Source organism: Photorhabdus heterorhabditis (genome assembly GCF_001280945.1).
Classification (GTDB): domain Bacteria; phylum Pseudomonadota; class Gammaproteobacteria; order Enterobacterales; family Enterobacteriaceae; genus Photorhabdus; species Photorhabdus heterorhabditis.
This window is the reverse complement of the sequence record NZ_LJCS01000023.1, coordinates 36,288-60,501: the sequence shown is the minus strand read 5'-3', so window position 1 is coordinate 60,501 and position 24,214 is coordinate 36,288. Positions and strand designations below refer to the sequence as shown.

General features: G+C 43.3%; 24 protein-coding genes and 6 pseudogenes. 26 read left to right on the top strand and 4 right to left on the bottom strand.

The genetic code is table 11. From position 1 onward, the window contains the following. The 16 genes and pseudogenes from AM629_RS10130 to AM629_RS10055 all read left to right on the top strand — a co-directional run. On the top strand, positions 1–995 hold a 995-nt coding region (locus AM629_RS10130; RefSeq protein ID WP_152911993.1), incomplete at its 5' end, for a glycohydrolase toxin TNT-related protein. 85 nt (positions 996–1,080) lie between these two features. Further along, positions 1,081–1,323, top strand: a complete 243-nt coding sequence (locus tag AM629_RS23940) for a hypothetical protein (protein ID WP_054478573.1) — start codon at positions 1,081–1,083, stop codon at positions 1,321–1,323. Positions 1,324–1,543: 220 nt separating this feature from the next. Next, positions 1,544–1,876 carry a hypothetical protein gene (locus AM629_RS10120; protein ID WP_054478567.1) on the top strand — a complete coding sequence of 111 codons (333 nt, stop codon included), beginning with the start codon at positions 1,544–1,546 and terminating at the stop codon, positions 1,874–1,876. A gap of 365 nt (positions 1,877–2,241) precedes the next feature. Continuing rightward, positions 2,242–2,352 (top strand): annotated as a pseudogene (locus tag AM629_RS25245) (Contact-dependent inhibition of growth factor CdiA); the annotation flags it as partial. 177 nt (positions 2,353–2,529) lie between these two features. Then, positions 2,530–2,766: a hypothetical protein gene (locus AM629_RS10110; RefSeq protein WP_040150625.1), complete on the top strand. Its 237-nt coding sequence runs from the start codon at positions 2,530–2,532 to the stop codon at positions 2,764–2,766. Positions 2,767–2,989: 223 nt separating this feature from the next. After that, on the top strand, positions 2,990–3,799 hold the full coding sequence (locus AM629_RS23010) for a TNT domain-containing protein (protein ID WP_054478571.1): 810 nt from the start codon (positions 2,990–2,992) through the stop codon (positions 3,797–3,799). Beyond that, positions 3,799–4,137, top strand: a complete 339-nt coding sequence (locus AM629_RS10100) for a hypothetical protein (protein ID WP_054478569.1) — start codon at positions 3,799–3,801, stop codon at positions 4,135–4,137. Before AM629_RS23010 ends, AM629_RS10100 begins: the two co-directional genes overlap by 1 nt. A gap of 220 nt (positions 4,138–4,357) precedes the next feature. Further along, positions 4,358–4,690, top strand: a complete 333-nt coding sequence (locus AM629_RS10095; protein WP_054478567.1) for a hypothetical protein — start codon at positions 4,358–4,360, stop codon at positions 4,688–4,690. A 365-nt stretch (positions 4,691–5,055) separates the two neighbouring features. Further along, positions 5,056–5,166: pseudogene (locus AM629_RS25240) on the top strand (Contact-dependent inhibition of growth factor CdiA); the annotation flags it as partial. Positions 5,167–5,343: 177 nt separating this feature from the next. Further along, a complete protein-coding gene (locus tag AM629_RS10085) occupies positions 5,344–5,580 on the top strand; it encodes a hypothetical protein (RefSeq protein WP_040150625.1) in 237 nt (78 codons plus the stop codon). A gap of 223 nt (positions 5,581–5,803) precedes the next feature. Continuing rightward, positions 5,804–6,457 (top strand): hypothetical protein, encoded by a 654-nt coding sequence (locus AM629_RS10080; protein ID WP_054478565.1) that lies wholly within the window; start codon positions 5,804–5,806, stop codon positions 6,455–6,457. After that, positions 6,454–6,696, top strand: a complete 243-nt coding sequence (locus AM629_RS10075; RefSeq protein WP_054478564.1) for a hypothetical protein — start codon at positions 6,454–6,456, stop codon at positions 6,694–6,696. Before AM629_RS10080 ends, AM629_RS10075 begins: the two co-directional genes overlap by 4 nt. A 16-nt stretch (positions 6,697–6,712) precedes the next feature. After that, positions 6,713–7,327, top strand: coding sequence for a hypothetical protein (locus AM629_RS10070; protein ID WP_235525449.1), 615 nt, complete (start codon positions 6,713–6,715; stop codon positions 7,325–7,327). Then, a complete protein-coding gene (locus tag AM629_RS10065) occupies positions 7,324–7,587 on the top strand; it encodes a hypothetical protein (RefSeq protein WP_054478560.1) in 264 nt (87 codons plus the stop codon). Before AM629_RS10070 ends, AM629_RS10065 begins: the two co-directional genes overlap by 4 nt. 110 nt (positions 7,588–7,697) lie before the next feature. Continuing rightward, a complete protein-coding gene (locus tag AM629_RS10060; RefSeq protein ID WP_235525448.1) occupies positions 7,698–8,264 on the top strand; it encodes a hypothetical protein in 567 nt (188 codons plus the stop codon). Beyond that, positions 8,261–8,500: a hypothetical protein gene (locus tag AM629_RS10055; protein WP_054478557.1), complete on the top strand. Its 240-nt coding sequence runs from the start codon at positions 8,261–8,263 to the stop codon at positions 8,498–8,500. The genes AM629_RS10060 and AM629_RS10055 overlap by 4 nt, the downstream gene beginning before the upstream one ends. A 188-nt stretch (positions 8,501–8,688) precedes the next feature. Here AM629_RS10055 and AM629_RS22140 read toward each other — a convergent pair. The 3 genes and pseudogenes from AM629_RS22140 to AM629_RS10045 form a co-directional block, all read right to left on the bottom strand. Beyond that, a pseudogene (locus AM629_RS22140) lies at positions 8,689–8,814 on the bottom strand (type II toxin-antitoxin system prevent-host-death family antitoxin); the annotation flags it as partial. Beyond that, positions 8,804–9,688 carry a class A beta-lactamase gene (bla, locus tag AM629_RS10050; protein ID WP_054478555.1) on the bottom strand — a complete coding sequence of 295 codons (885 nt, stop codon included), beginning with the start codon at positions 9,686–9,688 and terminating at the stop codon, positions 8,804–8,806. The gene bla and the pseudogene AM629_RS22140, both read right to left, overlap by 11 nt. A 311-nt stretch (positions 9,689–9,999) precedes the next feature. Then, positions 10,000–10,875: pseudogene (locus AM629_RS10045) on the bottom strand (IS110 family transposase); the annotation flags it as partial. A gap of 212 nt (positions 10,876–11,087) precedes the next feature. Between AM629_RS10045 and AM629_RS10040 the strand changes: the two are divergent. From AM629_RS10040 to AM629_RS10020, 6 genes and pseudogenes are all read left to right on the top strand, one after another. Next, positions 11,088–11,468, top strand: coding sequence for a type II toxin-antitoxin system RelE/ParE family toxin (locus tag AM629_RS10040; RefSeq protein WP_054478553.1), 381 nt, complete (start codon positions 11,088–11,090; stop codon positions 11,466–11,468). Further along, a complete protein-coding gene (locus AM629_RS10035; RefSeq protein ID WP_054478551.1) occupies positions 11,449–11,787 on the top strand; it encodes a helix-turn-helix domain-containing protein in 339 nt (112 codons plus the stop codon). Before AM629_RS10040 ends, AM629_RS10035 begins: the two co-directional genes overlap by 20 nt. Before the next feature lie 116 nt (positions 11,788–11,903). Then, positions 11,904–12,230, top strand: a pseudogene (locus AM629_RS24585) (plasmid pRiA4b ORF-3 family protein); the annotation flags it as partial. Positions 12,231–12,269: 39 nt separating this feature from the next. After that, complete coding sequence (locus AM629_RS24580; protein WP_235525452.1) at positions 12,270–12,437, top strand: hypothetical protein; 168 nt, start codon at positions 12,270–12,272, stop codon at positions 12,435–12,437. Between the two features lie 327 nt (positions 12,438–12,764). Beyond that, a pseudogene (locus tag AM629_RS10025) lies at positions 12,765–13,394 on the top strand (IS110 family RNA-guided transposase); the annotation flags it as partial. 673 nt (positions 13,395–14,067) lie between these two features. Then, the gene (locus tag AM629_RS10020; RefSeq protein ID WP_054478544.1) at positions 14,068–15,921 is read left to right on the top strand and encodes a polyurethane esterase; all 1,854 of its coding nucleotides are present in this window, start codon (positions 14,068–14,070) and stop codon (positions 15,919–15,921) included. 96 nt (positions 15,922–16,017) lie between these two features. Here AM629_RS10020 and AM629_RS10015 read toward each other — a convergent pair whose 3' ends face one another. Continuing rightward, positions 16,018–16,998, bottom strand: a complete 981-nt coding sequence (locus tag AM629_RS10015; RefSeq protein WP_054478542.1) for a helix-turn-helix transcriptional regulator — start codon at positions 16,996–16,998, stop codon at positions 16,018–16,020. Positions 16,999–17,357: 359 nt separating this feature from the next. Here AM629_RS10015 and AM629_RS10010 point away from each other — a divergent pair, with 359 nt between their 5' ends. Genes AM629_RS10010 through AM629_RS09995 form a run of 4 tightly spaced genes read left to right on the top strand, consistent with a single transcriptional unit; the run spans position 17,358 to position 24,168 of the window. Then, positions 17,358–19,364 (top strand): TonB-dependent receptor, encoded by a 2,007-nt coding sequence (locus tag AM629_RS10010; protein ID WP_054478540.1) that lies wholly within the window; start codon positions 17,358–17,360, stop codon positions 19,362–19,364. Further along, positions 19,361–20,608 (top strand): MFS transporter, encoded by a 1,248-nt coding sequence (locus AM629_RS10005; RefSeq protein WP_054478539.1) that lies wholly within the window; start codon positions 19,361–19,363, stop codon positions 20,606–20,608. Before AM629_RS10010 ends, AM629_RS10005 begins: the two co-directional genes overlap by 4 nt. After that, positions 20,598–22,430 carry an ABC transporter ATP-binding protein gene (locus tag AM629_RS10000; RefSeq protein WP_054478537.1) on the top strand — a complete coding sequence of 611 codons (1,833 nt, stop codon included), beginning with the start codon at positions 20,598–20,600 and terminating at the stop codon, positions 22,428–22,430. Before AM629_RS10005 ends, AM629_RS10000 begins: the two co-directional genes overlap by 11 nt. Then, the gene (locus tag AM629_RS09995; protein WP_235525447.1) at positions 22,360–24,168 is read left to right on the top strand and encodes an ABC transporter ATP-binding protein; all 1,809 of its coding nucleotides are present in this window, start codon (positions 22,360–22,362) and stop codon (positions 24,166–24,168) included. The genes AM629_RS10000 and AM629_RS09995 overlap by 71 nt, the downstream gene beginning before the upstream one ends. Positions 24,169–24,214 lie beyond the last annotated feature (46 nt).

The window sequence follows — 24,214 nt, the reverse complement described above, 5'->3', positions numbered from 1 at the left end:
CCGGGGCGGCTTCGGGTGAGCTGGCGGCGCAGGTCCTGATTAAGCAACTTTACGGTGATGGGGCCAAAGTCAGTGAGTTAACGGAGGAGCAGAAGCAAACTATCAGCACCCTTTCCACCCTGGCGGCAGGATTGGCAGGCGGTATTGCCGGTGACTCCACCGCCAGCGCCGTTACCGGGGCACAGGCCGGGAAGAACGCAGTGGATAATAATGCCCTCAGCATGGGAAGTCTGTTTGGTGCCGAAGGCGCTAAACATTTTGAAGGTGCGGGGTCGCTGGCTCAAAAGATGGCTCAATCCGGGGCAACACCCGAAGAAATCAACGCAGCCTTAACTCACTATCTAAAAGGGCAAGTCCCTGATGGTCAGGACCCGGCAAAAGGTCTGATTATTGCGTGGGGGAACTTCTTTGGTGTTCCATTGGATGTCGTGTTATCGAATGAGCAGATGACACCGCAGAAGGCGGCGGAAATTGTTGCCGGAGGGATACCCAACAGTGAAGCAAAGCTGATACAGTTTGCGGCAGCGAAAGCATATCTGTCTTTGAGTAAATACGCTACAAAAGAGTCTTCACCACAACTTCCCAATCGTGTTGCAGAAAAGAATACGCTTGTGGTGGATGAAGAAGCTGCTGGATGGTCTCAATATGGTAAATATCGAAATGAAAAAGGGGACTGGAACTGGCCCCCAAATAATGGTGCACTTCCAGGAAGTGTTTCACAAACGACACTCCCCAAAGGGACTATCCTTGATAGATTTGGATCTGAAACAGGCACTTTTGTGTCACCGTCTGGAGTTCCATATCCAGAGCGTTCATTAGCTCCTGGAACGGTCGCTTATCCACCTGTTAAGTATGAAGTATTAAAACCAATACCTGGAGTTGAAAAAGGCACCATAGCTCCGGCCTTTGGTGAGCCGGGAGGTGGAGTTCAGTATAGGTTGCCATATAGCATTGAGTATCTAATAAAGAATGAATATATTAAAAAGGCTGAATAATGAACATATTTAATATGCTAGATAATTATGAAATACAGAAGGAAATAAATAAAAAATTACCTTTTGAAGATATATATGGAAAATATTGAATGCATACGATATTCCAATAAATAGTTTTGCATTAGGGAGTCCTGATTGTGATGAACATTATTGCTTGCATATGGAAGATGGTTTTTGGATTACGTATTTCTCAGAAAGAGGGGTTCGTTCTGGGTTGTGTATTTTTTGTAATGTCCATGATGCTGTCAATTTTTTTATATGGTTCTTGTTAAAAGATAAACTGCCTGAAATCAGCTGGAAATCAATTGATCTTTTTAAAAATACATAAGTAGCAATCTTAGATAAAAGCCTGTCTTTTCGTCAGTGTTTCCCGATGAAAAGACAGGCTCTATTTTGGATTTTTTGTTTTAGTTTACTCAGTTAGTACCAGCCCACCAAGATAATATTTAATCTAATCAATGGCAGAGCTGGGATTAAATAGAACAATTATCAGCACCCACCAAATGTAGCTAGTGATGTAAGAACAAATATATTAATAAGGTCGAAAAATGAGATTAGAACACGATTTGGCTGAAAATACTTTGGCAAGAGTTGTTAACATGCAATTACCACTTGATGAAATATTTAATGAAATTAATAGGTTACTCTCTGAGCATGGAGTAGAGGATGACCTCTATGCTCTTAATCAACCTGATATAGATGATAAATATTGTTTACATTTAGAGGAAGGTCTCTGGGTAGCGTATTATTCAGAAAGAGGTGGAAGACATGGGCTATGCATTTTTTGTAATTACCATGACGCCGTTAGATATTTTATCTGGAATTTGTTACGTAATATTTTGCCTGATATTCAGTGGGAAAGAATAAATGTTTATAAATAGTCGTTGATAATAATGCCCTAGCTATACCAATGCCACCCCCACCGATAGCCGGTTCAAACACGGGTGAAGCCGTGAATGAAGCAAACCAGACAATAGCTTCAGCTTTGGACAAAAAATTGAAGGAAATGGGAGAGTCTATAGATAAAGCCACCCAATGTTCTTTTGGCCGGGTATGTTCGTCAGATTATGTCGATAATGAAAGCCAACCAAATGTAGGGAAGAATCTGACAAATGAAGAAAAGTCTCAGTATGGTGGAGTTGGTTCTGGATCACCTAGTGGTTGGGAACCACAGGATGAGGAGAATGCGAGAACTCAGCAATCTGATTCCAAAAATTTTGATGATAAGTTTAAAAAGAGTGATTTAGTATCTTCTGCTAATAAGCCTATTAATAATCAAGGATTATCTGCTGGGGCTCGTGCTTGGGAAAAACACGCAGGAAGACCAGGAGGAATATTTGAGCCGTTAAAAGGAAATGTTACTCAGAAAAATGAAGCAGCTAGCCGGTTCGTAAATGAAGTGTTGAATAATAAGAATACTGTCCGAACCGATTTATCCAAGGGTGGTATAGAATACCGTCTACCTGATGGTAGAGGTGTCCGCTACAACTCAGATGGTTCTTTCTCAGGTTTTTTAGATCCTAAAAGGTAAAAAATGGCTAATAATTTTGAAGTGGATTTTTTTAGTGACTCCAGATACGAAGAGCTGACAGCAGAAATTTCGTATAGGGGGCAAATACTTTGTCAACTTAACAAAGACAAGGGAATTGATTCTATTGAGATTGAATTTTTTTCAGATAGTAGGATTTTGGAAAAACCAATAGAAATGAAATTCCCGTTAGACGAGTTTATAAATGTGTTGATGAATACAAAAGTAGATCTCATTACATGATTAAAATCTCGGTTTTTAAGTTGGGATTTTACTTTTAATTATCGGTTTAGAGGGGGCCTCATCTAGATGATTGGTTCCTCCATTCGCGATGACCGAGACCAACTAATCGGTGGTAAAAGTCGCGTCGGGGCATTATGGGCCGGACATCGAACTACCCCGGGAAAAATCGTTTGTAACCGATTGAGTACATTGGAGTAATTGGTGTCCGGCGGTCAACTTCGCAATGGAATGCGTTGTTGCGGATAATAATGCCCTCAGCATGGGAAGTCTGTTTGGTGCCGAAGGCGCTAAACATTTTGAAGGTGCGGGGTCGCTGGCTCAAAAGATGGCTCAATCCGGGGCAACACCCGAAGAAATCAACGCAGCCTTAACTCACTATCTAAAAGGGCAAGTCCCTGATGGTCAGGACCCGGCAAAAGGTCTGATTATTGCGTGGGGGAACTTCTTTGGTGTTCCATTGGATGTCGTGTTATCGAATGAGCAGATGACACCGCAGAAGGCGGCGGAAATTGTTGCCGGAGGGATACCCAACAGTGAAGCAAAGCTGATACAGTTTGCGGCAGCGAAAGCATATCTGTCTTTGAGTAAATACGCTACAAAAGAGTCTTCACCACAACTTCCCAATCGTGTTGCAGAAAAGAATACGCTTGTGGTGGATGAAGAAGCTGCTGGATGGTCTCAATATGGTAAATATCGAAATGAAAAAGGGGACTGGAACTGGCCCCCAAATAATGGTGCACTTCCAGGAAGTGTTTCACAAACGACACTCCCCAAAGGGACTATCCTTGATAGATTTGGATCTGAAACAGGCACTTTTGTGTCACCGTCTGGAGTTCCATATCCAGAGCGTTCATTAGCTCCTGGAACGGTCGCTTATCCACCTGTTAAGTATGAAGTATTAAAACCAATACCTGGAGTTGAAAAAGGCACCATAGCTCCGGCCTTTGGTGAGCCGGGAGGTGGAGTTCAGTATAGGTTGCCATATAGCATTGAGTATCTAATAAAGAATGAATATATTAAAAAGGCTGAATAATGAACATATTTAATATGCTAGATAATTATGAAATACAGAAGGAAATAAATAAAAAATTACCTTTTGAAGATATATATACAGAAATAAGGAAAATATTGAATGCATACGATATTCCAATAAATAGTTTTGCATTAGGGAGTCCTGATTGTGATGAACATTATTGCTTGCATATGGAAGATGGTTTTTGGATTACGTATTTCTCAGAAAGAGGGGTTCGTTCTGGGTTGTGTATTTTTTGTAATGTCCATGATGCTGTCAATTTTTTTATATGGTTCTTGTTAAAAGATAAACTGCCTGAAATCAGCTGGAAATCAATTGATCTTTTTAAAAATACATAAGTAGCAATCTTAGATAAAAGCCTGTCTTTTCGTCAGTGTTTCCCGATGAAAAGACAGGCTCTATTTTGGATTTTTTGTTTTAGTTTACTCAGTTAGTACCAGCCCACCAAGATAATATTTAATCTAATCAATGGCAGAGCTGGGATTAAATAGAACAATTATCAGCACCCACCAAATGTAGCTAGTGATGTAAGAACAAATATATTAATAAGGTCGAAAAATGAGATTAGAACACGATTTGGCTGAAAATACTTTGGCAAGAGTTGTTAACATGCAATTACCACTTGATGAAATATTTAATGAAATTAATAGGTTACTCTCTGAGCATGGAGTAGAGGATGACCTCTATGCTCTTAATCAACCTGATATAGATGATAAATATTGTTTACATTTAGAGGAAGGTCTCTGGGTAGCGTATTATTCAGAAAGAGGTGGAAGACATGGGCTATGCATTTTTTGTAATTACCATGACGCCGTTAGATATTTTATCTGGAATTTGTTACGTAATATTTTGCCTGATATTCAGTGGGAAAGAATAAATGTTTATAAATAGTCGTTGATAATAATGCCCTAGCTATACCAATGCCACCACCACCGATAGCCGGTTCAAACACGGGTGAAGCCGTGAATGAAGCAAACCAGACAATAGCTTCAGCTTTGGACAAAAAATTGAAGGAAATGGGAGAGTCTATAGATAAAGCCACCCAATGTTCTTTTGGCCGGGTATGTTCGTCAGATTATGTCGATAATGAAAGCCAACCAAATGTAGGGAAGAATCTGACAAATGAAGAAAAGTCTCAGTATGGTGGAGTTGGTTCTGGATCACCTAGTGGTTGGGAACCACAGGATGAGGAGAATGCGAGAACTCAGCAATCTGATTCCAAAAATTTTGATGATAAGTTTAAAAAGAGTGATTTAGTATCTTCTGCTAATAAGCCTATTAATAATCAAGGATTATCTGCTGGGGCTCGTGCTTGGGAAAAACACGCAGGAAGACCAGGAGGAATATTTGAGCCGTTAAAAGGAAATGTTACTCAGAAAAATGAAGCAGCTAGCCGGTTCGTAAATGAAGTGTTGAATAATAAGAATACTGTCCGAACCGATTTATCCAAGGGTGGTATAGAATACCGTCTACCTGATGGTAGAGGTGTCCGCTACAACTCAGATGGTTCTTTCTCAGGTTTTTTAGATCCTAAAAGGTAAAAAATGGCTAATAATTTTGAAGTGGATTTTTTTAGTGACTCCAGATACGAAGAGCTGACAGCAGAAATTTCGTATAGGGGGCAAATACTTTGTCAACTTAACAAAGACAAGGGAATTGATTCTATTGAGATTGAATTTTTTTCAGATAGTAGGATTTTGGAAAAACCAATAGAAATGAAATTCCCGTTAGACGAGTTTATAAATGTGTTGATGAATACAAAAGTAGATCTCATTACATGATTAAAATCTCGGTTTTTAAGTTGGGATTTTACTTTTAATTATCGGTTTAGAGGGGGCCTCATCTAGATGATTGGTTCCTCCATTCGCGATGACCGAGACCAACTAATCGGTGGTAAAAGTCGCGTCGGGGCATTATGGGCCGGACATCGAACTACCCCGGGAAAAATCGTTTGTAACCGATTGAGTACATTGGAGTAATTGGTGTCCGGCGGTCAACTTCGCAATGGAATGCGTTGTTGCGGATAATAATGCCCTGAGCTTACCCAAAGGCATGGCGGATTATGGTCGGTCAGCATCAAGTCTGGCTACCGCTATGTTAAATGAAGGTAAATCCCCTCAAGAGATTTCGGCAGCATTGTCAAAACATGCCAAAGGCGATCACCCGGAAGGACAAGATCCGGTAAGAGGATTATTAGTCGCTTGGGGAGCAGGAATGTCCACGGTAGCAGCACCACTGCTACTACCATCAGGAGCAACAGTGGGAAGTATTTTTGCTGGAGGTATAATCAGTGGAACCGCTAATGTTAGTAATCAATTGACAAATGGCCCAGTGAACATGACTGACGCATTGATAGCCACGGGAACGGGGGCAGTAACACAAGGCAAAGGCTTTTGGTTTACAGAAATAGCGAGTATTACTGGTGCGTATGTTGGGGCAAAACTACAGGATAAAAGCCCACTTGCACCGGTAGCAGGTGCAGCAGTTGGTAATGTTGTAGGTGCAATTGGAGGAAAAGTTATTACTGATAAACTAGCGCCAATAGTGGCGAACCCAATTAAAAGTGAAGTCGGCGGTGCTATCGGTGGAGCTCTAATTTCTGAAGCGGTAGGAAATAGAGTTGAAAATCAGTTAGATAAACGTGGAGGTGGTAAGTGAAACATCAAAAAGCCACTTATCGGGCTCTTTTATTGCTTACCAGTCTATGGTTTATATTATTTTTTTGTATGGTTTTTATTACCAGCCTTATTCTAGCAACCATTTTTTATTTCACCGATGGACAATTTTTCTTCTCTCTAGAAGATGTCTATTACTCTTTTAAAATGGGTGCTAGTACAGGTATTCCTACAGGAATCGGTATCTGGATTATGTCCAAGTTAAAAGAAAATAAAGACTGACAATAATGCACTAAGCTTGCCAAAAGGGCTGGCGGATTACGGTCGGTCAGCATCCAGTCTGGCTACCGCTATGCTAAATGAAGGTAAATCCCCTCAAGAGATTTCGGCAGCATTGTCAAAACATGCCAAAGGTGATCACCCGGAAGGACAAGATCCGGTAAGAGGATTATTAGTCGCTTGGGGAGCAGGAATGTCCACGGTAGCAGCACCACTGTTACTACCATCAGGAGCAACAGTGGGAAGTATTTTTGCTGGAGGTATAATCAGTGGAACCGCTAATGTTAGTAATCAATTGACAAATGGCCCAGTGAACATGACTGACGCATTGATAGCCACGGGAACGGGGGCAGTAACACAAGGCAAAGGCTTTTGGTTTACAGAAATAGCGAGTATTACTGGTGCGTATGCAGGCGCTAAATTACAAGGGAAAGATCCTTTATCGCCTGTAATTGGTGCAGGTATTGGTAACGTGATAGGTGCAGGGACCGGTAAAGTAGTTACTGATAAATTTAAACCTGTAGTATCAGGAGCTGTTGCTGAAGCCATTGGTGCGGGTTCTGGTGCAATAAGCTCTGAAGTTGCGAGCAGTACAGTAGAAGAGAAGTTAAATAAAAACTGGAGTAAAAAATGAAATCTACGATTGTTTTTCCATATTTATTGTTTTTTCTGACTCTATCCACTATTGCATCGTTATTTACTACAACCTTACTTATAAGATTTGTCGTCGGAATGATTGCTTATTATCAATTTGGCGAAATAGACTTTAATCTTAATGATGTTATATATGCTGCTAAAGTGGGTATTGCAGGAGGGATACCTTTAGGTATTGGAGCGTCGATTTTAGCTAACCTAAAAGAAAGCAAAGAGAAATTTCCCCCTTCCGGTTCTTAGCAAATAAGAATTCTGGCCTTCTGGTCAGGATTGTTGCGGATAATAATGCCCTTAGCTTACCCAAAGGCATGGCGGATTATGGTCGGTCAGCATCAAGTTTGGCTACCGCGATGTTAAATGAAGGTAAATCCCCTCAAGAGATTTCAGCGGCATTGTCAAAACATGCCAAAGGCGATCACCCGGAAGGACAAGATCCGGCAAGAGGATTGTTAGTCGCTTGGGGAGCAGGAATGTCCACGGTAGCAGCACCACTGTTACTACCATCAGGAGCAACAGTGGGAAGTATTTTTGCTGGAGGTATAATCAGTGGAACCGCTAATGTTAGTAATCAATTGACAAATGGTCCAGTGAACATGACTGACGCATTGATAGCCACGGGAACAGGAGCGGTAACACAAGGCAAAGGCTTTTGGTTTACAGAAGTGGCGAGTATAACGGGTGCTTATGTTGGGGCAAAATTGCAAGATAAAAATCCACTTGCACCGGCAGTAGGTGCAGCAGTTGGTAATGTTGTAGGTACTGCTGGAGGAAAAGTAATCGACGTTGGAAATAAATATTTCCCTATAGTATCGGATAAAACGGCAAGTACTATCGGAGCTATTGGTGGTGCTATAGCCAGTGAAGTTACAGGCAGTAAAGTTGAGGATAAGCTGGATAAATCAGGAGGAGCGAAATGATAACTCATTTTAAGTCATTACTGATTCTTCTGTTATTCTGCACAATTATTATGATTATGGTGGTCTTATCAGGATGCCTGTGTGCTGCGATTTTAGTTTATTTGAAAAACGAAACATTCATCTTTAGTTGGCATGATGATGTTGTTTTTTCAGTAAAAAAAGGGGTAGTGACAGGTATACCGACTGGAATAGGAATCTGGATCTTATCCCGTTTGAAAGGAAATCGTGAGAATTAAGACCGTTGCCGTTCTACTGTCAGGGATAAATATCGTCAGGAATACGATAAGGTTCAGTGGATAATAACCATTTAAGCGCCGATAAGAATCGTTCAAATTTCATCTTTAAACCCAAGGATTTAATATTGGTACGTCAGTCAACTCAAAATCAATGATATTTCGTGTGACAACAGTCATATCATAAAAAGCTTGGTGATTCGTTGGTACTCTTCAAAAGTTAGCAAGACATGCGCTGGCTTACCGCGATCTGTGATAAACACAGGGCCGTTTTTAGCCGCCTTCTTTGCCCTGCTAACATCTTGGTTAAGCCAAATGCTCCATCACCAACCGCGTAGCCGAAGCCAGCACATCACGACGTGATTCGGCATCTTGCTGAAATTGGGTGAAGTAAACTGCCAGGATCACAGGTGCTCCCTTTGGCGGCCAAAGTATGGCTACATCGTTAGTGGTACCGTAATCACCACCGCCAGTTTTGTCTCCCACTACCCAACCTGCCGGAGCACCAGCACGAATACTCGCATCTCCAGTGGTATTTCCTTTGAGCCAGTCGATCAACTGGTCTCGTTGTGATGCAGCCAGAACCGCCCCAAATGCGATTTTATTCACACTGGCCGCCATTGCTGCCGGTGTTGTTGTATCTCTGGGATCATCAGGAATGGCGCTGTTCAAATCAGGTTCCCAACGGTCAAGCCGGAATGTATGGTCACCAAGGCTTTGGGTAAAATGGTTAATAGCCGCCACCCCACCTAATTCTTTAATTAACAGATTGGCTGCCGTGTTGTCGCTGTATTGCAATGTTGCAGCACATAATTGCGTGATGCTCATCCCCTGATCCAGATGCTTGCGAGCAATAGGCGCATAAGACAGCAAGTCCACCTCGCTGTAATTGATATGTTTTGCCAGCAAGTCCGATTGAGACATACTTTTGTGCAGCACCGCAGCAGCAACTATCAGCTTGAAAGTACTACAGAAAGGGAAGCGTTCATCCCCCCGATACTGGATCGCCTGACCATTTACAGTATTGATCAGCGTCACCCCCAAACGGCCTTTCGCACTATTTTCCAACTCAGCAAGTTGTTTATGCAATGATGAAGGAATCGCACCTGCCCAAGCGGGAAAAGCAAAGTTGACCAATGGAAGAGTAATACCAGCCAATAACAATGAACGCCGCAATGGAGAATGCTTCATATCTGGATCTCGCAAAATAAAATAGTAGAACTACATGAAGAAAGGCTCATTATAGAGATAAAAACATTAAAACAGCATGCCAATTCACGATAAAATACTCCTTTTCTGCTTAAATGGAGATGTTATTTACTGTAACTTGTATGGAATCAATAAAAATTTCATGGACTTACTCAATTGAATGAGTGAATCAACGATAAAGTTTTTCCACCATAATTCACACTAATGAGCAACTGTCTTTCACTTTAAACCGTGTGGAATGATTCATCCCACGGTTTATTTGTTTTTATCATTGCATTGAGAATGACCAGTCATTTACGCATACAAGCAACGATGGCGACTTTATTTGGCTTGCCTGCTTCGGTCAATCTCTTGTAGAAAGCGCAGAGAACGGGGTTAAATCTAATTGCTGTTAACGTAGCCATATATAACATTCGACGCACTATTGCTCTTCCTCCAAAGATTGTTCGTTTTCCCCAGAAGAATCCCGAATCCTGATTAAACGGTGCAACGCCAACCAAGGCACTAATTTCACGGCGTGTTAACTTACCCAACTCCGGGACATCGGCGATCAAAGTGGCTATTGTGGCAGGACCAACGCCTTTTACTGTCGATAATAAATCGAGTTTGGAACGATGATGGGCCTTGATGTGTTTAGATAACGCCGATTCAATGACCTTAAGTTGTTCTTGTATAAAACTGATCATTAAAGTGATGCTTTCTCGAATTTCTGGATGGCAACTTCCTAATCTTTGGCGCTCCGAGACGGAAAGTGTGACTAATTGGCGACGACATGTGATCATGGCTTGCAGCACTTGTTGCTGAGCAGAGGGCAACACTCTGGTTATTTTATCCCGATCTGTTTGTTGAGATAAAACCAGGGCTAACTGTGCCAGCATTTGGGCATCTATTTTATCGGTTTTGGCTAGATATCCCATTGCCTTAGCAAAATCACGGGCTTGTCGGGGATTGACGATAGCAACAGCCAGCCCTCTGGTCTGTAAAACACAAGCAACGGGCATCTCATAACCACCGGTTGCTTCTAATACAACTAAATCAATCTCATAGTTAGCCAAAGTAGATGCTAGTTGATCATGGCCTTCAGGGGTATTTGGGAATGTCATGACAATTCCCTGTGCACTAAGCGCAATTTCGAGTGAAGCTCTGGCAACATCAATTTTAAGGTTCATCAGGCGCGGAACTCATCGAGGCGCAGGTTCCTTGCCTATAGTGACGCCGGATAGATTTAAGCAAGCCCAAAATTCATCAAAATGAGTGTTGCAAAAACGAGGGTGACCATAGATTTTTACGCTCTCCTGTAACTGGATGGTTGAGGGAGTTGCAGAATATACCATTTATGGTATAGTGTAATTTACGCCATACCAGAAAAGGTATAATCAGGATGGGGCAACAAGGTGAAAAGCCGCTAGTGTGGATTGGCAGCAGCAAGAAAGATTTGCTGGATTTGCCGAAGGACGTGCAGCGCTTCTTTGGTTTTACACTGGACTTTGCGCAGCGTGGCGAAAAGCATGATGCGGTGAAGGTAATGAAAGGGTTTGGTGGCGCCGGCGTTCTTGAAGTGGTCGAGGATGATATAGGCGGTACCTACCGGGCCGTTTACACGGTGAAATTTGACGAGGCGGTCTTTGTGCTGCATGCGTTCCAGAAGAAGAGTAAACGCGGCATAGCGACACCGAAAGAAGAAATGGACATCATCCGCAATCGACTGAAAGTGGCTGCTGTCATGGCCCAGGAGATGAAAAATGAAAGAGAAAACCATTAATGGCATAGAGGTTGAAATCAGCTCCGGTAACGTGTTTGCCGATCTGGGCTTCGCTGATGCCGAAAAACAAAAAATCAAATCTGGCCTGGCCGTTGAGATCATCAAATCTATCCGGCGGCTGGGGCTGACACAAACCACTGCTGGCGAACGTATGGGGATCAGTCAGGCGAAGGTGTCTCATCTGTTCCGGGGCGACTTCTCCAACCTGTCAGAGCGTAAGTTGATGGCGTGTCTGAACCGGCTGGGCTGCGACATTGAGATCACCGTCAAGCCGACCACCGCCGAGACTGGGCATTTAATCTTGGCACATAGCGGGTAAGCTCATATGCCCCTGCTTTGAAACGAGGGGCAAAGAGAGCATAAAAATCTGTGGGGTACTGTGTAAATCGACGATAGAATGAGCAATTAAGTACGTGTTTCATCAGACTCTCTACCATGAAAACTTATATTGTGAAAGTCGCCCTCCGAGGTATCAGTCCAATGGTCTGGCGCCGATTCAGATTATCAGGCGAGACTTCTTTAGCGGCTTTGCACTATATCATTCAGATCGCGCTGGGATGGTAGGATGATCATCTGCATCAATTCCGTATTTATGGCAAAAATTACGGTATTTCCTACTCCGGTGGGATCGGGTTTCCTGACAATCCTTACAAAATCATGCTGAATGATTTTGAATTTGATGCCGGTGACCGTTTTACCTACGAGTACAACTTTTTCGAACACTGGATTCATGATATCCGTATTGAAACGGTTCTCGAAAATTCTAATTTAGCGTCCCCATTTTGTTTGGCCGGAAATAGAATGCCCGACGCGACGTTAGGCGATGAATCTGATAAAACACTGGCATTGCTTGACGTAATTATTCATGCCGATGATTCGACAACGGTTGGAGAGATCCGTCCACTGGAAGGGGTAGTGACCGGGCTACCCGGTCACTACCCCTTCCTGGCCGAACAATCGGTTGAATGAGCTGCTGCCTTGGCCTGAGAATCCCTTCAGTTAACATCCCATTTTGTTGTTATCTGACAACGCAAGGTGAGTTCACCGGAATATTACGTTACTGTCGGCAATCCAGTGAGAGCGTAAAAAAATGTGGGGCATGGATTCGATGAAAGCTGGATAAAATAGTTTAACCACTCAGGTTACGGGGAATTGTGGCGATTGAGTGGTTCTCACTGCTATCTGATAAGCACGCTTAATTGCTTAATTTATAGTGAGTTAAAAAAGTGCCCCACACTAATGAGCTCATTAACGGGCTTAATCCCTTGATGGTTGTCTGACTGCATGATTGTTGCCCGGGAATCGCTGGTCCGGGATAAAGTGAAAACCACTAACCAGATGCAGGCTTTCCTGCTTGAGTTTGGCATCAGTATGCCCAAGGGAATTGCTGTGATAAAACAGCTCTCCACTGTGTTGGGTGAACATGAACTTCCCCCTTATCTGGTACAGGTATTACTGCGGTTACAGGCGCATTATCACTATCTGGTTAAACAAATCACCGAGATTGAAACCGCCCTGTCACAGGAGATTGCTCAGGATGATGCCGGACAACGGCTGATGACGATCCCCGGCATTGGCCCTATCACGGCGAGTGTGCTTTCCTCACAACTGGGCGATGGGAAGCAATACGCACACAGCCGGGATTTTGCAGCCTCGACGGGATTGGTTCCCCGCCAGTACAGTACTGGGGGAAAGACAACCTTATTGGGGATCAGTAAACGGGGTAACAAGACACTCCGGCAACTGTTAGTGCTCTGTGCCCGAACGTTCATACTGCATATCGAGCATAGAAAAGGCAAACTGGCTGACTGGGTTAAGCAGCAACTTGAACGAAAGCATTCTAATCTCGTGGCCTGTGCGTTGGCTAATAAACTCGCCCGGATAGCCTGGGCTATTACGATACAACACACGGTATTTGTTGCCTGAAACTGACGTCATTGTGAATCTATTTAACGATTACCCCACTGGTTTTGCGAAGACTGATAATTGATGACATGAACGGCCTACCGGCCTGATGAGAAACCTGGCATAAAAATTGGCTCCTTGAAGCTGGCACACTTTTAAGGTTCATCAGGCGCGGAACTCATCGAGGCGCAGGTTCCTTGCCTATAGTGACGCCGGATAGATTTAAGCAAGCCCAAAATTCATCAAAATGAGTGTTGCAAAAACGGAGGGTGACCATAGATTTTTATATACCCAATAGATTTCAATTTGCAGCGCGGCGGCAAGAGAACGCATCCCCAAGAGCATAGATAACGATGTGACTGGGGTAAGTGAACGCAGCCAACAAAGCCGCAGCTTGAAAGATGAAGGGTATAAATACTAAATCAAATTAATAAATCCCCTTTATAGTGGCATGAACTATTGCCATCCATCATTTACTCCATTTTTAATCTTGTTCTCCAGCTCCCTAGCACTGCTGCAACATTTATTCAACATAAGTTACACAAAAATATCAAATCTTCATGATGGCTCACTAATTTATAAATTATCAGATAATTAAACTTTAAATCAACTGTAGCAATCTATACTTACCTAGTTCGTTAATATTTTTAGAACACTCTTTTAACCTTATTTTAACCTTACAAGGATATGCATCATGGGTGTTTTTCAGTATAAAGATTTTGATGACACTACTTCAAAAGAGTTATTTTCCGACGCTAAAGCTATTTCCGGGTATGCTTATCATAATCTGGGGAGTGGATTTGCCGAGGGATATTACAATTACGGTTTTGGCTTAGGGATGCCATTAACGTTATTGAAGGCCATTATCGGCAGTACAACCTCACAAGGCATCACGCCTAAATTGCCCTGGAACCCAGATTCGGAAAAACAAGCACGAGATAACCTTAACGAAGCCGGATGGTTTACTATCAGCGCTGACGAGTTAGGCTATCAGGGTAAAACAGATGCCCGCGGTACCTTTTATGGCGAAAAATCAAGTCACTCCACAGCCCAAGCGGAAGTGATGGGGAAATATGATGCCGACGGCAATTTGATTTCTATTGGCATTGCATTTCGTGGCACCAGCGGCCCACGGGAAACAATAATCACCGATACATTCGGTGACATTATCAACAATGTGTTGGTCGGCTTAGGAAAGACAGAATATTCGAATAACTATACACCAAACGCTTTTGGTCGGTTGTTGGATCATGTGGCTAATTACGCTAAAGCTAATGGCCTGACTGGCAGTGACATTGTGGTCAGCGGTCATAGTTTGGGAGGATTAGCGACGAACAGTATGGCGGAAGCCAGTAATGAAAAATGGGGTGGATTCTACTCCCAGTCTAACTACATAACTTTCGCTTCACCATCACAGTATGAGAAGGATGGCAAGGTGTTGAACGTGGGATATGAAAATGATCCCGTATTCCGCGTATTGACGGGTACCAGCGTCACTTCGTCATCACCCGGCGTACATGATGCACCAAAGGATTCTGCGACAAATAATATTGTTAACTTTAATGATCACTATGCTTCAAACTGGTGGAATGTATTGCCTTTCTCTATTGCTAACCCATCAACCTGGGTTTCGCATGTAACTCCGTTTTACCAGAGCGGCATGCAGCGCATTATGGATTCAGTATTTTACGACCTAACTCATAAAGATTCGACTATTGTTGTCAGCAATCTTTCCAACGTCTCTCGTGTAAATACCTGGGTACAGGATTTAAACCGAAATGCTGAGAAACACACTGGCAGTACTTTTATTATCGGTACCGACGGCAACGACCTAATTAAAGGAAGTAAAGGAAACGATTATCTGGAAGGACGCGACGGGAATGATATATTCCGTGATGATGGCGGATTTAACATTATTGCCGGCGGGAAAGGCCATAATACCTTTGACTTACAGAAGTCGTTAAAAGGTGCGGAAATAGCCTATGACAAAGCGGGTACATTGTATCTGCGCGATGCACAAGGTGGTATCACCATTGCCACCGATATCTCCACAATAAGAAGCAAAGAAAGTACCTGGCTGTTTTTCACCAAAGAAGTAGATTCTCAAGTCAGAAACGACGGTTTGTACTCCTCCAATAAGGGGTTAACGAAATACTCTAATTCAGTAACCGGCAACGACGGGGATAATACTCTTACAGCAAAAACCTCCGGCTCTTGGTTATTCGGTCTGGATGGTGACGATACTCTGATCGGCTTCGGTAACAATAATGTCTTTGTTGGCGGTGAAGGTAACGATGTGCTGAAAAGCCAAGGCAATAACAATACCTTCCTGTTCAACGGTGAATTTGGACAAGATATCATCTATGGTTACAACAAAACCGACAAACTGGTGTTCCTGGGTACCAAAGGTAGCAGTGATGAAAGTAGTTATCTGGATCACGCCTCTATAGTAGACAATAATCTGGTGTTTACCTTCGGTCAAAACTCCGTCACTTTGGTTGGCGTCAGCATGGATAGTCTATCCGCAGATAATATAATACTGGCATAACATAAAAATCATGCGATATCCCTATCCATAGAGTGGCCATAAAAAATGGCCACCTTTTGAGAATTCCCTTAATCTTCAACGATAAAATAGAAACTTCTACTTACTTTCCGCGGCAATATGTTCTGCCAATAATGTGTGGCTCACAGCATATTTCGCCTGCCATGCTTTGGGGTTGATCAAATAATGTTGCCGGAAACGTTTAGAAAAATGACTTGGACTGGAATAACCCACCGCAGTGGAAACCTCAATCACACTCATCCCTTTTTTCAATAAATCTTCCGCCGTGATCATACGAACGTTTTCCAGATATTGATGGAAAGTACGGAAAACAACAGCACGAAATCCTTCTTTTAATTTCCGCTCATTCAAACCAACTGCTTTCGATAATGATTTTATTGTCCAAGGGTAATGATAATCGCTGTTAATTATTTTTATTGCATTATAAACAGCTCGACGCTGCAAACCGTTAATCACATTATATTGACAATCATAAATTTGAGCCGTCACACAAGCGAGTATCTCTAACGCCTTCGCCTTTAAATAAACCTTCCTGACATTACCATTTAATTGACATTCTTCTATTTGATTGACTATCTGCATAAAGGGGGGATAGATAGGACGAGCCATCATCAAGACATCACTGTAGCTGGCATTTTTCTCAAAACCCGCAGTTAATTTGGTAAAACAGGGCAACTCCTGAGCTTCAATTTCTTTCAGAGAAAAACGGATATCGAGAATATGCCACGTTCCACGGTTAAAGAAACTCATGCCACGCGTCATCTTAGGTGAATAGAAAAATACCATTGTTCCTGGATTAATATCCAAAACATCACTGTTCTCAATCGCCATTTTCCCCTTCCCACTTAGAATAAAAGCAATTGATACGTTTGGCGGCTCCTCACAATATTCTGTGAAATCTTTGTTAAGCTCAAAACGAATTCGGTTTATGTGAATTCCGTCAGATAATTTCTCAGTTAACAACGGAGGATTTGTGTTGTTTTCCTCTACCTGTAAGTGCATACCATTGCAATAGTCAGCAGTGAAAACTTCCAATTTTTCGTTATAGATCGTCTTCATGAGATCCCCTGTAAAATTAGCATCAGACATCATTTCAAAATTTAAGCAAAGCGAGTCTCTTCCATATACATGGTTTTTCAGAGTCGTGAGCATCAGAAAAATACAGATTTCGGTTTCTACTACTGCGGTACTAAGAACCGTATTTTATGTGTATATCAGGATATTATGCTTTTATAATATACATAGGCAATATATCTCCATATAATGATAATCACTATCAATAGTCCGCAATGCGCTATTTTTGTCCCTATCCCGTTAGCTCTACTTTACTATTTCCCGTTAGTCTCCCTGTATGTTTTTTTGTTTTATCACACTTACTTTTTGTAAAACATGATTTAAAAGAACATAAAGGCATTTATATGAAAAAAAAATATGCTAAAGCGTCTATCTTATATTGCCTGATTTCATCTGTAGCCTGGGCAGAACATTCGCCTGAAACGATAGAAGATGCTTTGATTGTGACGGCTAACAAACGGGAAGAAGCATTAAATAAAGTTGATGGCAGCGTTTTGGTTAAAACAGGCGAAGAACTTGAGCAAGCGGGTATTACTCAAGTGCAAGATCTTGAGCGTGTTTTCCCAAGTTTACAAATTCGTTCACGTGGTAACCGAACTTATTCGGCAACCACAATTCGGGGTATCAGTTCACCCGATTTTTATTCACCTTCTATTCGGATTTATGTTGGTGGCGTTCCTCAGGATCACCAGTTTCTTACACAAGAATTAATCAATGTAGAACGTGTAGAATTATTACGCGGCCCCCAAGGCACTTTATATGGCGGAAATGCCCAAGCGGGTGTTATCAATATTATCACCCGTTCGCCAAAAGAAGGCCCCTGGCTTAACCTTTCTGGTAACTATTCTAAGTTGAAACAAGGCGGTTCCTTTAGCGGATCAATGCCTCTTATTGAGGATGTTCTTTACGGCAGTGCCAGCCTACGCTGGGTAAAAGAGCCTGGACAAATCGATATACCAAGTCGTGGTGATAAAAATATTGACTCCAGCAAAACCTGGCTAGGTAAAGGACAACTGACATTTGCGCCAGAAGACTCCCCTTTCAGCGCTGAACTTAGCTTTGCTCATGAAGATCTCGATTCACATGAAGAACTTTATTTAACCGACGAGCAATTCCGCCAGAAGAAATATGAAGGCTCTATCCCTGAGCTGACAAGACGAGTCAACAGTTATGCATTCAAGGTTGAATATGATTTTGGCAACAGTGTATTAACCAGTGTTACCTCCTATCAGGATCGCGATATTTTCCGTGATTTCATCGGAGGTAAATGGAAAGAGAAACACCACGCCACAACCCAAGAACTGCGTTTAAACTCCAACTATTCAAATGGGATTAGCAGTGTTCTTGGCGGTTGGTTCTCAGATGAGAGTAACAAACATCATACCAGTGCCTATCCCGGCTACTATGGTGCTGCCTTTAACACGATCAAAGCAGAATCACTGGCGCTGTTTGGCGAAGTTAAACTACCGATTGCTGCTCAATGGGATTTGACTCTTGGCGGTCGTTTGTCACACGAAAAATCGCAGATAGACTATGCCGGTCGTTCTGGCAAGATGGCAGTCGAGGCTTTCGATAACCAAGTTTCCAATAATGAATTCACACCTAAGGCGGCTCTGGGCTGGCAATTGACACCCGATACCCGTTTCTATGTTTCTGCAACTAAAGGTTATAAACCCGGCGGATTCAATAATATTGTTTCCTCCGCCAATGATAGAAAGCCTTACGATACTGAAACCTCAGCCAATTATGAACTTGGCTGGCACACGTCGTTCTTTAATAACGCAATAACATTAGATAGTGCTGTCTACTACATCCGTTCGAAAGATAAACAGATCTATGTTGGACCGGTTGGTATGCAGTCTATTCGCAATGCCGGAAAAGCGGAAAGTAAAGGTATTGAACTGAATAGTCAGATCAAACCAATGCAAGGAGTTAAATTTTCTCTTGGCGGTAGTGTAGGTAAATCAAATTTCACGGATGCAACCGATACAACAACTGGCGTGAGTTATAACGGCAAACGTCTGCCTTATGCGCCAGATGTCATGCTCAATGCAAGCTTCGACTATATGATCGATCAAACCTTGCTACCAGGTAATCTCTATTTCAATGCCAGTGCACGCTACTATTCAAAAAGCTACTTTAATGAAGCAAATACCCTTGAACAAGGGGGATATACGCTCTACGACACTTCATTAAGTTTAGAAATGGCCCATGGTATCAACGTCAAACTTTATGGCGAAAATTTAGGCAACAAAAAGTACCGGGTCTCTAGTTTCCAACAAGGAAACAGTACGCTCAGTATGATAAATAAGGGCTTGAATATTGGGCTGGATGTGAGTGTTACACTATGACGCACAATATCTCACATCCCCGTCATGTCTCATTGCTACTTCTGATTTTGGCTGGTGTTTATACCATCCAAAGTACCATCGGTATGTTAACGTTACAAAGCATGCCAGCATTTTTGCGCAGCCACGGTGTTACTCCAGATAAAATAGGGTTGCTTTATCTGTTGATGTTACCCTGGGCGTTCAAATTCCTCTGGGCTCCCGTTATAGAACGCTATCGTAAATCAGGTTCTGGAGATACCCATCCCCGGCGTATCATGCTCTACGGTAACCTGTTAATTACACTGCTTTTTTGTTCAATGTCATTGGCAAAACCCGCCGAACATATGCCACTGATTATCATTGGTCTGTTTCTGATCACCCTTTGCCTGACCGTGATAGATACCACCACCGATGGTCATGCTATCGACCGGTTATCACCACAGTATCGTCCCTGGAGCAACGTCATGCAGGTTGGGGGCAGTTATCTGGGGTCCATGATAGGCAGTGGGCTATTTTTATATCTGACCTCACTGTACGGCTGGCACATTAGTGTTGGCGTGTTAACCATAGTGATTTTACTGATGTCATTGCCTGTTTTGTTCATCCGAAAAACACAGGGAAAGAAAGAATCAAATGTTTTAAAGACTCCGGTAACACCATCACTAAAGAGTGCATTACACCGTACTCCGGTTAAACAGGCATTAATGTTAATACTGCTATGTATGATTGGCACACGCCTTTCATTGGGTATGCTCTCCCCGTTTTTGATAGATCGCGGAGTGGATTTAACCCAACTTGGCATCATTGCTGCCAGTGGCGGCGCATTAGCCGGGTTATCCGGTGTTCTGCTTAGCGGCATCATTGTACGTAAGTTAGGCGCCATTCAAACATTATTAGGTCTGATGTTGTTTGAATGTATAGTGTTAGTCAGTATTTTCTGGCTTGCTCAACAACCAAAAACCCCACTAGCCCTACTTTCCGTTGCATACGTTTTCATCACATTAATCACTGCGGCCAAATTTGTTGCTTTGTATACCCAGATGATGTCTCTGGCAGCAGGCTCGCAGTCTGGCGTGGATTTTGCCTTGATGCAATCCGCAGATATGAGCATTGCGATCATCTGTTCAATGCTAGGCGGGCTGGTTGTAACTAACGCAGGCTACGCTGCCCTTTTCGCTCTTGCGTCACTCTTCACCCTTTCTGGCCTGTTCTGGACATTACGCAAGTTCCGTAATTCCCAAAAGGAGAACCTACATGCTCAATAATGACTCTTCTGTTCAGAACTCGCCAGAGCAACGCGCCGCTGATGCCGGTGTCATTCAAGAGCTGTGGAATATGATGCGCCCATACCGCACTCTGAGTTACGTTGCTATTGTGCTTGCCATCGTTTCCGCTGGTCTGCAAATACTACCGGCGGCAATTGCCGGGCTGATCACCCAATCTATCTATGACGAGCAATATGACACGCTACTGAGTTACGGCATCATGTTATTAAGCTCCACTTTTGCCGCTATGTTGACTTTTAGTGGTTCAACGTTCGTTTCTCATTTGATCGCTGCCGATGTTCAGGCTGATGTTCGTCGTAACATCAGCAGTAAGTTGAAGTCCGTTCCTTTAGGCTTCTTCATGCTGACTGACAGCACCGAAATAAAGAAGATGATGTTAGATGACGTAGAACAACTTGAGGATGGTATTGCCCATATCATTCCAGAGATGTCAGCAACTTTGTTCAGTCCACTGATCGCATTGAGTGTCATGTTGGTCATCGATTGGCGGTTAGCATTGGCGGCATTTGCGCCAACTTTAGGCGCCTGTTTATTATTCATCTACATTCAGATAAAAGTTCAAACCACTACTCAGCGCTTTTACGCAGCCCAAAATCGTATTGCTTCGACAATGGGTGAAGTTATCAACGCCATTCCCGTAGTAAAAACTTATTCAGGCGGTAATGTTGCACTCCAACGCGCTGAAGGGGCGTTTACCGCTCTGACCCGGATTATCGATGTTTGGGTTGAGAAAGTGCAGGTCAAATCCAGCCGGTTTTTCGTGCTATCCAGCGCCAATCTGTTGTTTGTTCTCCCTTTGGCAGTTTGGCTATTCAACCGACAAGAAATCTCTTTATTTGAATTCACTTTCTTTATTCTGGCTGCAATGGCATTCGGTAATATTGCTTCATCCATGTTCGCGGTGATGACACGTCTGCAACAACAAGAGGCGCTGATCACACGCTATCGCTGGTTAATGAATCAGCCTGAACTGGCACCATGCACTCAGAGTCAAACACCTGCCGATCCCATCCCTGTAGATCATAGTGTTCCTGTAGATCATAGTGTTACTTTGCATAATGTCAGTTTCTCCTATCAAGATGCACAGGATAACGCGTTAAATAACATCTCTTTTTCCATACCTGCCGGCAGTTCATTAGCCTTAACCGGCGCCAGTGGTTCTGGTAAATCCACGATAGCAAACCTGATTGCTCGTCTTTGGGACCCTCAACAAGGTCAGATTACTGTTGGTGGGGTGGATATCCGCAATATGGATGAGCCAACTCTGCGTAATAACCTCTCTTTTGTTTTCCAGCGGGTATTTCTGTTCAACGATACGATAGCCAATAACATACGACTCGCCCGCCCTGATGCTTCACAAGCTGAAGTTGAAGCCGCTGCCGCCGCAGCACAAGCGCATCAATTTATCCAACAGTTACCACAAGGCTACAACACGGTGCTTAACCACGGTATCAGCTTGTCTGTCGGAGAAAAACAACGTATCGCCGTTGCCGCCGCTATCCTGAAAAACGCCCCTATTCTTGTATTGGATGAAGCCACAGCCTATGCCGATCCAGAATGTGAAAAAGAGATGCAACAAGCACTCAATGCCTTGTGTCGCAATAAAACAGTGATTGTTATTGCCCACCGCCTGCCGACTATCCGCCATTTTGATCAAATACTGGTCCTGGATAAAGGACAAATCATTGAACAAGGCACTCATGATGAACTAGTCGCACAGCAAGGCGCATATGCCAGACAGTGGTCTGCCTGGCGGAGAGAAAATACCGGGACAGGAGCAAATTATCATGGGGCTATTTAATCGTCTCCAGCAACATTTGTCACCAAAACTGCAACGGGTTTGGTTCAGCGGATTGTTATATAAGCAGCTTGATACCATTGCGATTATGGCTCAACTTGCTATTGCTGCCTGGGCTATCACGCATCTGGAGGAAAGTGGTAACAACATGCTGCCACTGATCATTCTGACGTTATTGGCTATTTTACTGTTGCTCCGGTTCGCCTTTATGGCCCGCGCATTACGTAAACTCACCATTGCTGCTTATGGACTGGGTATAGAAATCCGCCGCTCTTTGCTACAACGGCTGGTCAGTATGTCGGTAGCCACAATTCGGGGATTGAGTGCCGGAAAAGTAGCGTTAACGTTATCTGAAGATGTGCAATGGCAGGAAAACCAGTCAGCCTATACCACACCGCAAATCGCCTGTCAGGTGATGATGCTGGCTCTCATCTATCTGGCTTTATTCTGGTTCGATTGGGTTGTTGCCGGTAGTGCATTACTGGTGCTGATGGTTGGCATGCTGATCCTGGGGGCCATCCGCAAAAAACTGAATGAAATATTGCGCCAGCGAGCCGTTATGATGGCTAATGCATCCGAAGCAATTGTAGAGTACGCCCAAGGTATGTCCTTTATTCGTGCTGCGGCAGCGACCACAACGGTAGAACAGCGTTTTGACCGCGAAATCGACCAATTACGTGTTGCATTCCGCCGCGGGGTGTTCAGAAGTATTCCGCTATTGAGTTTGTTTTACATCATTATTGATACCAGCGTGGTCGTTGGCATTCTGGCAGGCGCCCTGCGCTTTAATTCACCAGAAGCATTAACACTTTCGGAAATGCTTATCACTATTCTGTTGTTGTTCGCCACTATTACCCCTTTACGCGGGATCATTCCTCTGCTCAATATAACTGCATTGACGCAAGTCGGTGAAACCCATATTGCAGAGATAGAAACTGTTGCTACGCAAGTCTCTGGGCCATTAGCAGCGCCAACCAAATATGATGTTGAAGTTAATAACATCTCATTTAGCTACCCAGGTACTCGTCAACCAGCCATCCAAAACGTTTCATTTTATGCCCCCCAAGGCAGTATAACCGCCATTGTGGGACCAAGCGGCAGTGGTAAATCCACTCTGGCCTATTTATTGCTCTCTTTCTATCAACTGGATAAAGGTGAAATTCGTCTGGGTGGGAATCATATCCATCATTACCAGACTCAAGCACTGTATGACACCGTCACCATGGTGTTCCAGGAAACCGCACTATTTCAGGATACTGTCGCTAATAATCTCCGTTTGGGTGATCCCAATGCGACTCAGTTACAACTGGAACAAGCCGCCCGCCTTGCCAATATCCACGATACGATTATGGCATTACCGCAAGGATACGAGACACCGTTGGGTGTGGATGGCAGTACGCTGTCTGGTGGTGAGCGCCAGCGGCTTGCCATTGCCCGGGCGATTCTAAAACAATCACCCGTTTTATTCCTGGACGAAGCCACGGCTTCGCTGGACCCCGAGAATGAGCAGTTGATACAAGAAGCGTTTGATTCTCTTACTCAAAATAAAACCGTCTTTGTCATTGCTCATCGGCTAAGCACGATAACCCGCGCTGATCAAATATTGGTGATGGATCATGGAACCCTTTGTGATAGCGGTACCCATGACGAATTACTAAGACGTTGCCTGTTTTATCAATCCCTTTGGGAAAATCACCTTGGCTCAGAAGAGCATTGGCATTTACACCCGCATAAGGTGTAACCCACCCACTATCTGATTTATTACGCAATTGTCATTTTTATAGGAT

Coding starts and splice junctions, on each gene's coding strand:
- AM629_RS10065 (WP_054478560.1), top strand. CDS start 7,324: ATGAAATCTACGATTGTTTTTCCATATTTATTGTTTTTTCTGACTCTA.
- AM629_RS10110 (WP_040150625.1), top strand. CDS start 2,530: ATGGCTAATAATTTTGAAGTGGATTTTTTTAGTGACTCCAGATACGAA.
- AM629_RS10055 (WP_054478557.1), top strand. CDS start 8,261: ATGATAACTCATTTTAAGTCATTACTGATTCTTCTGTTATTCTGCACA.
- AM629_RS10060 (WP_235525448.1), top strand. CDS start 7,698: ATGTTAAATGAAGGTAAATCCCCTCAAGAGATTTCAGCGGCATTGTCA.
- AM629_RS10005 (WP_054478539.1), top strand. CDS start 19,361: ATGACGCACAATATCTCACATCCCCGTCATGTCTCATTGCTACTTCTG.
- AM629_RS10035 (WP_054478551.1), top strand. CDS start 11,449: ATGAAAGAGAAAACCATTAATGGCATAGAGGTTGAAATCAGCTCCGGT.
- AM629_RS10020 (WP_054478544.1), top strand. CDS start 14,068: ATGGGTGTTTTTCAGTATAAAGATTTTGATGACACTACTTCAAAAGAG.
- AM629_RS10080 (WP_054478565.1), top strand. CDS start 5,804: ATGGAATGCGTTGTTGCGGATAATAATGCCCTGAGCTTACCCAAAGGC.
- AM629_RS10010 (WP_054478540.1), top strand. CDS start 17,358: ATGAAAAAAAAATATGCTAAAGCGTCTATCTTATATTGCCTGATTTCA.
- AM629_RS10120 (WP_054478567.1), top strand. CDS start 1,544: ATGAGATTAGAACACGATTTGGCTGAAAATACTTTGGCAAGAGTTGTT.
- AM629_RS23010 (WP_054478571.1), top strand. CDS start 2,990: ATGGAATGCGTTGTTGCGGATAATAATGCCCTCAGCATGGGAAGTCTG.
- AM629_RS10040 (WP_054478553.1), top strand. CDS start 11,088: ATGGGGCAACAAGGTGAAAAGCCGCTAGTGTGGATTGGCAGCAGCAAG.
- AM629_RS24580 (WP_235525452.1), top strand. CDS start 12,270: ATGCCCGACGCGACGTTAGGCGATGAATCTGATAAAACACTGGCATTG.
- AM629_RS10015 (WP_054478542.1), bottom strand. CDS start 16,998: ATGAAGACGATCTATAACGAAAAATTGGAAGTTTTCACTGCTGACTAT.
- AM629_RS10100 (WP_054478569.1), top strand. CDS start 3,799: ATGAACATATTTAATATGCTAGATAATTATGAAATACAGAAGGAAATA.
- AM629_RS09995 (WP_235525447.1), top strand. CDS start 22,360: ATGCCAGACAGTGGTCTGCCTGGCGGAGAGAAAATACCGGGACAGGAG.
- bla (WP_054478555.1), bottom strand. CDS start 9,688: ATGAAGCATTCTCCATTGCGGCGTTCATTGTTATTGGCTGGTATTACT.
- AM629_RS10085 (WP_040150625.1), top strand. CDS start 5,344: ATGGCTAATAATTTTGAAGTGGATTTTTTTAGTGACTCCAGATACGAA.
- AM629_RS10095 (WP_054478567.1), top strand. CDS start 4,358: ATGAGATTAGAACACGATTTGGCTGAAAATACTTTGGCAAGAGTTGTT.
- AM629_RS10000 (WP_054478537.1), top strand. CDS start 20,598: ATGCTCAATAATGACTCTTCTGTTCAGAACTCGCCAGAGCAACGCGCC.